A 12,214-nucleotide genomic window follows, 5' to 3' on the forward strand; every position below is an offset into this window, starting at 1 on the left:
AACCAGCCGTCGAGATATTTCACCGGCGGATTTCACTCGGCCGCCTGAACGTGGCGCGCGTCGATGATCGCCCTTATCTCGGAACGGCAGGAGCCGCAGTTGGTGCCGGCGCGCAATGTCGAGCCGATCGCTTCCAGGCTGTCGCATCCGGCCGCGACCGCGGAAGCGATCTGGTTGGCGCCGACATGGAAGCACGAGCACACGACCCGCCCGATGGCGGGCATGGGCACAGGCGAGCGCCCCGACAAAAGCGCGCGGCGGTCGGCTGCCGACAGCGGCTCACGCGTCGCCAAGAGCGACACCAGCCAATCCCGCATCGGCAGTTGGTCCGGAGCGGCGACCAGCAAGGCCTCGGCCATGGCGCCGCTTTCGTCGATCGCCGCGGCGCGATAGGCGAGCCCGCGGCGATCGACGTATTCCAGGAGCTGATCCTGCCGTTGGACACCGAGCAGCTTGCGCGCCAGGAGAATGCCCTGGTCCGGCGGCTCGGTTCCGGTCAGTTCGTAGACCCAGCCCCCCTCGACCGCCAGCCTGCTCCAATGGACGAAGCCTGTCGGCCTGAGATCGCGCCGCGTGATGAGCACGCCGGCCCAGCCGGTGTTCTCCCGCACGATCCTTGCCGGGACGTGCTTGAGTTCCGGCTGGCCGGAATGCGGATCGGTCACCGGCGAGGACAACAGGCCGGCCGCTGCCCTGGCGGCGAACTGGCCGCTCCAATGCATGGGCATGAAAGCCTGGCCGCGCCGCTGCGCCTCCGACACCCGCACCCTGGCGCGGACGAAACCGAAGCGTGTCGAAAGATGGGCGAGGTCGCCATCCTTGAGATGATGGGCGGCCGCATCCGCCGGATTGAGGTCGACCGCGGGCTCCGGCGCGTTCGCCATCAGGCGCGGCACGTTTCCGGTGCGCGTCATGGTGTGCCACTGGTCGCGGAGCCGGCCCGTGTTCAGGGCAAGCGGATAGTCCGCATCGACCGTGAAGGCCGTCGCCTCTTGCCGCACGGGCACGAAACGCGCGCGGCCGTCGGGTGTCGGGAAGCGGCCGTCGGCAAACAGCCTTATCTGCTGCTCGTCGCGGTTCGGCGCGGGCCAGTGGCGTGGCGCGAAGCCGGCGTAGTCCGCATCGCTGAGATCGGCAACGCCGCCGAGGTCGAACAGGCGGCCGCCGTCGTTTTCGAAGGCGGAGAGCGCGGCATGCTCGCGGAAGATCTCGGCTGGCGTACGGTGGGCGAAGGCATCGCCGAAGCCCATGCGCGCGGCCACCTCGCAAATGATGCGCCAGTCGGCCTTCGCCTCGCCCGGCAGCGGCAGGAATGGCGTCTGACGCGAGATGCGCCGCTCCGAATTGGTGACCGTGCCGTCCTTCTCGCCCCAGGCCGCGGCCGGCAGCAGCACGTCGGCGTAGCGCGTGGTATCCGTGCGGGCCACATCCGAGACCACGACGAAATCGCATTTGGACATGGCGGCGCGAACGCGCGAAGCGTCCGGCATGGAGACCGCGGGATTGGTGCCCATGATCCACAGCGCCTTGATGCGGCCGTCGGCAACCGCCTGGAACATGTCCACGGCCTTCAGGCCGGCGCGCCGGGCGGTGTCGGGCGCGTTCCAGAAGCGGGCGACACGGTCGATGGCGGACTGATCCGCGAAATCCATATGCGCGGCAAGCTGGTTGGCCAAGCCTCCCACCTCGCGGCCGCCCATGGCGTTCGGCTGGCCGGTGACCGAGAACGGTCCCATGCCGGGCTTGCCGATGCGGCCGGTGGCGAGATGGCAGTTGATGATCGCGTTGACCTTGTCGGTTCCATGCGCCGACTGGTTGACGCCCTGGCTGTAGACGGTGACCGTCCGCTCTGTGCCGGCGAAGAGATCGTAGAAGGCCTGGACATCGGCGACCGTCAGTCCGCAACCTTTCGCGACGCGCGCGATCGAAGGCGCATCGGCGGTGGCCAGCGCGGCTGCGGCGTCGAAGCCCGTGGTGCTCTCGCGGATGAAATCGGCATCGATCTTTCCACCCTGGACGAGATGCGCCAGCAGCCCGTTGAACAGAAGCACGTCCGTGCCGGGATCGAGCGCCAGGTGCAGGTCGCACTCGTCGGCGGTGGCGGTGCGGCGAGGATCGATGACGACGATCCTGGTGCCGCGCTCCCTGCGAGCTGCGAGCATTCGCTGATAGAGCACCGGGTGGCACCATGCGGTGTTGGAACCGGTGAGCACGATGAGGTCGGCGCAGTCGAAATCCTCATAGACGCCGGGAACGATGTCCTCGCCGAAGGCACGGCGGTGACCAGCGACGGACGAGGCCATGCAGAGCCGCGAATTGGTGTCGATGTTGGCCGAGCCGATGAAGCCCTTCATCAGCTTGTTGGCGACGTAATAGTCCTCGGTGAGCAACTGGCCGGAAACGTAGAAGGCGACCGAGTCCGGCCCATGCTCGGCAATCGCCTGCGAGAACTTCGCGGCCACCAGGTCGAGCGCTTCGTCCCAGCTTGCCTGCCTGCCGCCGATTTTCGGGTGGAGCAGACGGCCGTCCAGGCCGAGCGTCTCGCCGAGGGCCGAGCCCTTCGAGCAGAGCCGGCCGAAATTGGCCGGGTGCTCGGGATCGCCGCGGACGGTTGTCTTGCCGTCCGCGGCGATCGCGGCCAGCACGCCGCATCCCACCCCGCAATAGGGGCAGGTGGTCCTCACCTCGCGTGCTTCTTCCATGCCTCAGGCCGCTTTCGAGGCCAGCGCTTCAAGCGCGATGAAGAGCTGCTCGCCCTCGACCTTGACCGGGATCGTCCTCACCGAGCCTTCGTCGGCGCCCAGCGCCTTGCCCGTCTCCAGCGAGATCACCCAGTTGTGCAGCGGGCAGGTCACCGCCGCGCCATGGACGATGCCCTGGCTGAGCGGCCCGCCCTTGTGCGGGCAATGGTCATCGATGGCGAAGACCTGATCGTCCGCCGTGCGGAAGACCGCGATCTTGCCTTGCGGGGTGGCCACGCAGCGTGCGCCGCGGCGGGGGATGTCGGAAAGGGAGCCGATGGCGATCCAGTTCATTTTGCTGCCTTTGCTTGATCTGAACGCGCCCAGGTGGATCGCGCAACCATCTCCATCATTCCGCCGCCTCCGCGAACCCCACCGACGCCATCGGCCGGAACTCATGCTTATCCTTGCCGGAGACGCGTTCGGACCAGGGATCGACCTGCGCGAATTTCTGGCTGAAGACGAAGCGATCAAAATAGGCCTTGCGCTTTTCGACATCGTCCAGGATCTGGCGTTTGATCTCAGCGGTGCCGATGCGCTTGGCCCATTTGTAGATGCGCTCCAGATAGCGGGCCTGCTCGCGATACATCTGGACGAGCGCCACGACCACCTCCAGCGCCTCGTCCTCGGTCTTCACCAGGCCGAGCACTTCGGTGCCCTTGATGTCGAGGCCGGCGGCGCCCGCGAAGTGGATCTCGAAGCCGCTGTCGACGCACACCACACCGACATCCTTGCAGGTCGCTTCCGCGCAGTTGCGCGGGCATCCCGACACCGCCATCTTCACCTTGGCCGGCGTCCAGGAGCCCCACATGAATTTCTCGATGCGGATGCCGAGGCCCGTCGAATCCTGCGTGCCGAAACGGCACCAGTCGGAGCCGACGCAGGTCTTCACCGTGCGTAAGCCCTTGGCATAGGCATGGCCGGAGACGAAGCCGGCCTTGCCGAGATCGGCCCACACCGCAGGCAGGTCCTCCTTGCGGATGCCCAGCATGTCGATGCGCTGGCCGCCGGTCACCTTCACGGCCGGGATGCGGAACTTGTCGACCACGTCGGCGATGGCGCGCAACTCGTTGGAATTGGTGACCCCGCCCCACATGCGCGGCACGACCGAATAGGTGCCGTCCTTCTGGATGTTGGCGTGCACGCGCTCGTTGATGAAGCGCGACTGATAGTCGTCGGCATATTGGTCGGGCCAGTCGCAGACGAGATAGTAGTTGAGCGCCGGCCGGCACTTGGCGCAGCCGCAGGAGGTCTTCCATTCGAGCTCCTGCATGACAGCAGGAATCGACTTCAATCCCTTCGCCTTGATCAGACGGCGCACGTCGTCGTGGCCGAGGCTCGTGCAGGAGCACATGGGCTGCACCGCGGCCGGATTGTAGGCCTCGCCCAGCGTGAGCTTCAGGAGCTGCTCGACGAGGCCCGTGCACGAGCCACACGAGGCGGAGGCCTTGGTGTGGGCGCGCACGTCGTCGAGCCCGGTCAGCCCCTTGCTCGTGATCGCGCCGGTGATCTTACTCTTGCAGACGCCGTTGCAGCCGCAGATTTCCGCATCATCCGCCAGTGCCGCAACGGCCGCCAAAGGGTCCGAGGAAGCGCCCCCCTGGAACGCCTGACCGAAGATCAGCGTGTCGCGCATCTCCGAGATGTCGGTCGCCTTCTTCTTGAGGTCGTTGAACCAGGCGCCGTCGGCTGTCTCGCCGAACAGCACAGTGCCGATGATGCGATTGTCCTGCAGCACGACGCGCTTGTAGATGCCTGCTGATGCATCGCGCAGGATGATCTCCTCGCGATCGTCGCCGTCGGCGAAGTCGCCCAGCGAGTAGAGGTCGATGCCGGTGACCTTGAGCTTGGTCGGCGTGTCGGAGTGGGCGAAGCGCTTGTCCTCGCCGTCCGTCAGCCTGGCTGCCGCCACCCGCGCCATCTCGTAGAGGGGCGCGACAAGTCCGTAGACATGGCCGCCAACCTCCGCGCACTCGCCGAGCGCCATGATCGCCGGATCCGAGGTTTCCATGCGGTCGTTGACGACGATGCCGCGATTGACCTCCAGCCCGGCTTCCTTCGCCAAGACGATGCTGGGGCGAATGCCGACCGCCATCACCACGAGCGTCGCGGGGATGATCGTGCCGTCCATGAGCTCGATGCCCTCGACCTTGCCGTTGCCGAAAATGGCCTTGGTGTTGGCCTTGGTCATGACCTTGATGCCGCGCGCCTCGACGGCTTTCTGCAACAGATAGCCGGCAGCCGGGTCGAGCTGGCGCTCCATAAGCGTCGGCATGACGTGCAGCACGGTGACGTCCATGCCGCGCTCCTTGAGCCCGGCCGCGGCTTCGAGGCCGAGCAGGCCGCCGCCGATGACGACCGCCTTGGCGCGCGACTGCGCGGCAAGCAGCATGGCCTCGACGTCGTCGAGGTCGCGATAGGTGAGCACGCCGGGCAGATCCTTGCCGGGCACCGGAATGATGAAGGGGACCGAGCCGGTGGCGATGACGAGCCTGTCGTAGCTTTCGGTCACGCCGTGGTCCGAGGTGACGGTCTTGGCTTCCCGGTCGACGGCGACGATCCTGTGGCCCTTGTAGAGGGTGATGCCGTGCTTGATGTACCAGCCGTCGCCATGGATGACGATTTCCTCGAACGCCTTCTCGCCCGAAAGCACCGGCGAGAGCATGATGCGATCATAGTTCACGCGCGGCTCGGCGTTGAAGATGGTGACGCTGTAGCGATCGGGCGCGGCTTCCAGCAGGTGCTCGAGCATCCTGCCGGGCGCCATGCCGTTGCCGATGATGACGAGTTTCTCGGTCATGTCGGTCTCCGGTCTATTCGGCGGCATAGGAAAGGGACGGGGTGTCGACCTCGGCCGCGCGCTCCATCCGGCGGACGGTGAGATGCATCCAGACCAGGCAGGAGACGACGATCAGGAACAGCAGCATGAAGCAGCTCGACCAGACGCCGGTGAAGTCGTTCAGCGCGCCGAAGGCGATCGGCAGGATGAAGCCGCCGAGGCCGCCGATCATGCCGACCACGCCGCCGACCGCGCCGACACTCTGCGGATAATAGACGGGGATGTGCTTGTAGACGGCGGCCTTGCCGAGGCTCATGAAGAAGCCGAGCACGCAGGCGACGGCGATGAAGGCGAGCGGGCCGATCTCGAAATGGAAGGGGATCGGCCCGCTGATGCCGCGCACGACGTAGTCTGCCGAGGGGAGAGACAGAACCAGGGTCGCGACGGCACAGACGGTGAAAGTCCAGTAGAGCACGGTACGCGCGCCGATGCGGTCGGAAAGCACGCCGCCATAGGCGCGGAAGATGCTCGCAGGGATCGAATAGGCGGCGCCGATCATGCCGGCGGTGGCGATGCCGAAGCCGTAGACGCCGATCAGGTAGCGCGGCAGCCAGAGCGATAGCGCCACGAACGCGCCGAAGGAGAAGAAGTAGTAGAAGGCGAAGCGCCAGACCTGCAGGTTCTTCAGCGGCGCGAATTCCTGCCAGAAGCTTCTCGCGGGCGTTGCCTTGCCGGCGCGGCGCTCGCGGATGACCGGATCATCGTCGGTCATGAACCAGAACACGGCGGCCATGACCACCAATGCCGCGGCCCAGATCAGCGCGACCGACTGCCAGCCCCAGGACAGGAGCACGAACGGCGCCAGGAACTTGGTGACCGCGGCGCCGACATTGCCGACGCCGAAAATGCCGAGCGCGGTGCCCTGTTTTCCGGCGGGGAAGAAGCGCGAGACATAGGCGACACCGACGGCGAAGGAGCCGCCGGCGAGGCCGACGCCAAGGGCCGCGACCAGCATCTGCCCATAGCTGTGCGCGAAAGCGAGCAGGAAGGTTGCGCCCGCCGCCGCTAGCATGGTCACGGTGTAGACCAGGCGGCCGCCGTAGCGGTCGGTCCAGACGCCGAGCACGATGCGCACGAGCGAGCCCGTGAGGATCGGCGTGCCGACCAGCAGGCCGAACTCGGTCTCGTTCAGGCCGAGCTCCTGCTTGATGCGCACGCCGATGATGGAAAAGATGGTCCACACCGCGAAGCAGACGGTGAAGGCGATGGTGGACACGACGAGCGCCTGCCGGGAAGCACTGTCCTGGCTGGGCGCGGCTGGGAGGTTTGCGGTCATGGTTGGCTCCGGTTTGCGGTGTGGGAGGCACCGCTTGTTGGGGTGATCAGAGGCGCGGCATCGGTCAGCGCGGCGAGACCGGGACTTGCGCGGTCGCTTGCGGACCTTTGCCCTCTGCTTCGTGGCTGGTGGGGAAGAGCAGGAGCGCGGCGGTGAACAGCGCCGCCGTCAGGGCGCTGCTCGCCAGGACATCGCGGCGGGTGAAATCCTTCGGCGCAGCGCCAGTTCCGATCCGTTTCGTCATCGTCGTCTCCGGTTGGCGCCGTCTGGGATCGGCGCCATCGATTTTCGTGTTCGGGTTCAAAACAAAAAAGCTGCCGTCCAGGCCTTCCTGCGTCCGTGCATCCGGGATCGCGTGATGACCTGAGCGGCAGCTTTGCCTGTGGCGCCCGCCATTGGACGCCGTGTCTCTTGGCCCTTGCGGGCCTACATTTCTGACAATCAAGAAGCGTGCCAATTTGGCAGACATCGAAATAATCAAATAAAATCAATGCGAAACCGTGGCCGCGCGATTGTTGATCGAGCCCGGCGGCGGATCAAAGATTAGTCAGAATGCTCGCATAGCAGCATATTATTTGTGCAGTGCGGCAGATTGCCCATTGTCGTTGCAGATTGTCCCATTGCCGATGATGACGAGTTTTGGTCGTGGCGCTACTGCGCAGCTTCGACGAAGCGATGGCGTTCATAGAGGAACTTCAGCACGGCCTCGCGGCAGCGCAGAAAGGTGCGGTCAGATGCAAGCTCGATGCGCCGGCGCGGGCGGGCGAGCGGCACTGAAAGCACCTCGCCGATGGTGGCCGCCGGACCGTTGGTCATCATCACGATGCGATCGGACAGAAGCACCGCCTCATCGACGTCGTGGGTGATCATGATCATGGTCGAGCCCAGTCTGGCATGGATGTCCATCACCGCATCCTGGAGGTGAGCGCGGGTCAGCGCGTCGAGCGCGCCGAACGGCTCGTCGAGCAGAAGGATCTTCGGTTCCATGGCGAGAGCGCGGGCGATGCCGACGCGCTGCTTCATGCCGCCGGAAATCTCGGCCGGACGCTTGTCCTTGGCATGCGCCATTTGCACGAGGTCGAGGTTGCGCATGATCCAGCCGTGCCGCTCTGCCCGGCTTTTTGTCCGGCCAAAGACCTTGGACACGGCAAGGTTGATGTTCTCGTAGACGGTGAGCCAGGGCAGCAGCGAGTGGTTCTGGAACACCACGGCGCGCTCCGGGCCGGGGCTGTCGACCTCCTTGTCCTCGAGCAGCACGGCACCTTTGGAAACCTTGGTCAGCCCGGCGATCAGGTTGAGCAAGGTCGACTTCCCGCAGCCGGAATGACCGATGATGGAGACGAACTCGCCGGCGTCGATGGTGAGCCTGATGTCCCTCAGCACCTCGCTGACCTGGCCGCCACGGACGAAGGATTTGTCGATATGGTCGAGCTTCAGATAGGCGGTCATGGCGCCCTCCTCACTTTGCCGTTGTGCCGCGGGTGACGAAGGCGCCGGCCGCTGCGACCAGCCGGTCGAGGCAGAAGCCGGTGACGCCGATATAGACGAGGGCGACGATGATGTCGGGCAGCCGCGACGAGTTCCAAGCGTCCCAGATGAAGAAGCCCACGCCGACGCCGCCTGTGAGCATCTCGGCGGCCACGATGGCGAGCCAGGACAGCCCGATGCCGATCCTGAGACCCGTGAAGATGTAAGGCGCGGCGGCCGGCACCATGATCTTGATGAAGAATTCGAGCTGGTTGAGCCGCAGGATGCGGGCGACGTTGCGGTAGTCCTCGGGGATGTTGCGGACACCGACGGCGGTGTTGATGATCACCGGCCAGATCGAGGTGATGAAGATCACGAACAGCGCCGACGGGTTGGAGTCGCGGAAGGCGGCGAGCGACAGAGGCAGCCAGGCGAGCGGCGGCACGGTGCGCAGGATCTGGAACACCGGGTCGAGGCCGCGCATCGCCCAGACCGACTGGCCGACGAGCGCGCCCAGCGCCACGCCGACCGCCGCCGCCATGCCGAAGCCGATGGCGACGCGCTGCAGCGAGATCAACACGCGCCAGGCAAGACCGATATCCTGCGGTCCGTTGTCGAAGAACGGATGGGCGATCAGGTCATAGGCCTCGTTCCACACCTGGCTTGGCGGCGGCAGGCTGGCCGTCGGCGACGAGCAAGCCAGCTGCCAGACGACGAGCAGGATGAGGATGACGACGGCCGGCGGCACCAGCGCCGTCGCCAACCGGCGGGCAATGGCGAGCGGGCTGATGCGGCGCCTCGCCTTGGCGGTGAAGGCGATGACCTCGGCGGGCTTTACCGGAAACGCCTTCACCTTGGTGTCCTCGACGGATTGGATGGACATGTCCTGGCAAACTCCTTGGGCGGTGTTGGCGACGACGGCGCGAAGGGCGCCGTCGCGCTTTGCTGCGCTTGCGCTGATGGCGACAAACGGCGCCAGCGCCGTTTGCGCTTAGGCCGAAGCCTTGATCTTCAGGCTGTTGAGATAGGCGGACGGGTTGGCCGGATCGAAGGTCTTGCCGTCGAAGAAGGTCTCGACGCCGCGCGAGGGCGATGCCGGGATCTCGCTTGCGGCGACGCCCAGATCCTTCGCCGCCTCGCGCCACAGATCCTCGCGGTTCACCTGGTCGACCAGCGCCTTGATGTCGGTGGTCGGCGCGAACTTGCCCCAGCGGATGTTCTCGGCGAGGAACCAGGCATCGTGGCTCTTGAAGGGATAGGAAACCCCACCCTTCCAGAACTTCATGTAAAGGTCGGTGCCCTTGGCGACGCGGTCGTTGCCGTAGTTGATATCGCCCTTGAGGCGACCGATGATGTCGGCGACGGGCACGTTCATCCATTGTCGTTTGCCGATGATCGAGGCCATCTCCTCTTTGTTCTCCATGGCCTCGCACCATTGCTGGGCCTCCATCACGGCCATCAGGATCGCCTTGGTGGCGTTGGGGTATTTCTCGATGAAGGCGGCGCGCAGGCCGAGCGCCTTTTCCGGATGGCCCTTCCAGAGCTCGCCCGTGGTCGCGGCGGTGAAGCCGATGCCCTGGTGGACGAGTTGCTCGTTCCACGGCTCGCCGACGCAGAATACATCCATGTTGCCGACCTTCATGTTGGCCACCATCTGCGGCGGCGGCACGACGATCGTCGAGACGTCCTTGTCGGGGTCGATGCCGCCGGCGGCCAGCCAGTAGCGCAGCCAGAGGTCATGCGTGCCGCCCGGGAAGGTCATCGCGGCCTTGACTTCCTTGCCGGCCGCCTTCTTGGCGGCGAAGGCCTCCTTCAGCTTCGAGGCGTCGAGGCCGACGCCCGTGGCGGCATATTCCTGGGCGACGGAAATGCCCTGGCAGTCGTAGTTTAGCCGCGCCACGATCGCCATCGGCAGCGGCTGTTTGTTCTGCGTCACCTTGCCGGTGTGCATGAGGTAAGGCATCGGCGTCAGGATGTGGGCGCCATCGATGCCGTTGGCCTCGCCGCCGAGCACCAGATTGTCGCGCGTCGCGCCCCAGGAGGCCTGCTTCAGCACCTCGACATCGGGCATGCCGTATTTGGCGAACAGCCCCTTCTCCTTGGCGATCATCAGGGGTGCTGCATCGGTCAGGGCGATGAAGCCCAGCTTGGCGCCGGTCACCTCGGGCGCGGTGGTCGCCGCATAGGCGCCGGAGGGAAACAGCTTGCGTGCCGCCACGAGCAGCCCTGCCGTCACAGCGCTGCTGGCGAGGAAATCGCGCCGCGTCAGGTCCTTCAGCATCGTTCCAGTTCCGATCCGTTTCGTCATCGTCATCTCCATTGGGCGCCGCTTGGGACCGGCGAGTCGATTGCGTGGTCGGTCAAAACAAAAAAGCTACCGGCCAGGCCGTGCGCGTCCGTCCATCCGGGATCGCGTATCGACCTGAGCGGCAGCTTTGCCTGTGGCGCCCGCCATTGGACGCCTATTCCGTGACTCCTGGGGAGCCTGCCTATTGCAAAGCAGGAACTGTGCCAGTTTCGGGCTGGATGAAAAAAATAAATCAATTCAATTATATGCTGCAATGGCCTGCGCGCCGGCCCGCAAGGCGAGCAGGACAAAGATTGTTCATTAGCGCAAGCGCACGCATATTTTTTGTGCAATGCACAAGAATGGCGCGCAAATGATCAGGCGCGTTTCTGGCCGGCGATGTAGGCGTCGATCCGGTCGGGATCGAAGATCTCGCCGTCGAAGAAGCCATCAGGGCCAAGGACCAGGCTTGCGCCTGCCGAACCGACCGGCGTCGCGACCTTAAGCGCGCCCTCGACCTTCGCATTGGCGCCAGGCAAGGCCACGCCGAGCGGCTTCAGCGCCGAGCGGTAGAGGTCGGGCCGATAGCAGTCGCGGGCGATGGCCAGGTTTTGCGGCGTGTGCGCCAGCTGTCCCCAGCGCACCATCTGAGTGTAGAACCACAGCGCATGGCTCTTCCAGGGAAAGTTCGCCGCCTTGTCGAAGGGCAGGAAGAAATCCTCGACGCTGCGTTCGGCGCCGCCGCCGAGCAGCAGGCGTCCGGTGAGGACCGGCATCTGGATCGCCTCCGGCTGGCCGAGGAAGGCGGGCCTGGCCATCAGCGCCGCCAGCGCGCCGCGGTTTGCCGGATCCTGGCACCAGCGGGCCGAATGATGCAGCGCTCTCAAAAGCGCGGCCAGCGCCTCCGGGTTTTCCTCGGCCCAGCTTCTGCGGACGCCAATCACCTTTTCCGGGCTGTTGCGCCAGAGCAGCGCCTTGACGGTGACGATGCGGCCGGTGCCGGCGGCGGCCGCGGCGCTGTTCCAGGGCTCGCCGACGCAATAGCCGTCGATGCGGCCGGCGGAGAGCGCATCGGCCATGAAGGGCGGTGGCACGATGACGATCTCGATGTCGCGGTCGGGATCGATGCCGCAGGCGGCGAGCCAATAGCGCAGCTCGTAATTGTGCCCGGAATGCGGGTGCACGACGGCGAAGCGCAGCGGCTCACGGCCGGCCGCCGCCCGCTCACGGATAAATACGCCAAGGGCGGTGCCGGCCCGCGCGGGCTCGAGGTCGGGCGCGGCCCCGTGCGCCGCCATGCCTTCCCACACCGCATTGGAGACGGTGACGCAGTTGCCGCCGAGCCCGAGCGAGAAGGGCACGATGGTCTCGGAGGCAAGCGGCGTGAGGCCGAGGCTGCAGGCGAGCGGCATCGGGCCAAGCATATGGGCAACATCGAAATGGCCGATGGCGATGCGGTCGCGGATGTTGGCCCAGGAGGTCTCGCGATGCAGCTTGAGCTCGATGCCCTCGCGGGCGGCAAAGCCCATCTCGCCGGCCACGACCAGGACGGCGCTGTCGAAGAGCGGCATGAAGCCGGCGGTGATCTGATGCGCGGCAGTCAT

The 12,214-nt window shown here is 65.8% G+C and carries 9 protein-coding genes; all 9 read right to left on the reverse strand.

Features of this window, described 5'->3' with window-relative positions; genetic code table 11:
• Positions 1–32: 32 nt before the first annotated feature.
• Positions 33–2,702 carry a nitrate reductase gene (locus tag EH240_RS30250; protein ID WP_125005451.1) on the reverse strand — a complete coding sequence of 890 codons (2,670 nt, stop codon included), beginning with the start codon at positions 2,700–2,702 and terminating at the stop codon, positions 33–35.
• A 3-nt stretch (positions 2,703–2,705) separates the two neighbouring features.
• Complete coding sequence (nirD, locus tag EH240_RS30255; protein ID WP_125005453.1) at positions 2,706–3,035, reverse strand: nitrite reductase small subunit NirD; 330 nt, start codon at positions 3,033–3,035, stop codon at positions 2,706–2,708.
• A 55-nt stretch (positions 3,036–3,090) separates the two neighbouring features.
• Positions 3,091–5,541 (reverse strand): nitrite reductase large subunit NirB, encoded by a 2,451-nt coding sequence (gene nirB, locus EH240_RS30260; protein ID WP_125005455.1) that lies wholly within the window; start codon positions 5,539–5,541, stop codon positions 3,091–3,093.
• A 13-nt stretch (positions 5,542–5,554) separates the two neighbouring features.
• Positions 5,555–6,856: an MFS transporter gene (locus tag EH240_RS30265; protein WP_125005457.1), complete on the reverse strand. Its 1,302-nt coding sequence runs from the start codon at positions 6,854–6,856 to the stop codon at positions 5,555–5,557.
• Positions 6,857–6,920: 64 nt separating this feature from the next.
• On the reverse strand, positions 6,921–7,100 hold the full coding sequence (locus EH240_RS30270) for a hypothetical protein (protein ID WP_125005459.1): 180 nt from the start codon (positions 7,098–7,100) through the stop codon (positions 6,921–6,923).
• 407 nt (positions 7,101–7,507) lie between these two features.
• A complete protein-coding gene (locus EH240_RS30275) occupies positions 7,508–8,305 on the reverse strand; it encodes an ABC transporter ATP-binding protein (RefSeq protein ID WP_125005461.1) in 798 nt (265 codons plus the stop codon).
• Positions 8,306–8,315: 10 nt separating this feature from the next.
• The gene (gene ntrB, locus EH240_RS30280) at positions 8,316–9,206 is read right to left on the reverse strand and encodes a nitrate ABC transporter permease (RefSeq protein ID WP_125005463.1); all 891 of its coding nucleotides are present in this window, start codon (positions 9,204–9,206) and stop codon (positions 8,316–8,318) included.
• A 108-nt stretch (positions 9,207–9,314) separates the two neighbouring features.
• A complete protein-coding gene (locus tag EH240_RS30285) occupies positions 9,315–10,631 on the reverse strand; it encodes a CmpA/NrtA family ABC transporter substrate-binding protein (protein ID WP_125005465.1) in 1,317 nt (438 codons plus the stop codon).
• 356 nt (positions 10,632–10,987) lie between these two features.
• A complete protein-coding gene (locus tag EH240_RS30290; RefSeq protein WP_167484220.1) occupies positions 10,988–12,214 on the reverse strand; it encodes a CmpA/NrtA family ABC transporter substrate-binding protein in 1,227 nt (408 codons plus the stop codon).

This window comes from Mesorhizobium tamadayense, from assembly GCF_003863365.1.
Taxonomy (GTDB): domain Bacteria; phylum Pseudomonadota; class Alphaproteobacteria; order Rhizobiales; family Rhizobiaceae; genus Mesorhizobium; species Mesorhizobium tamadayense.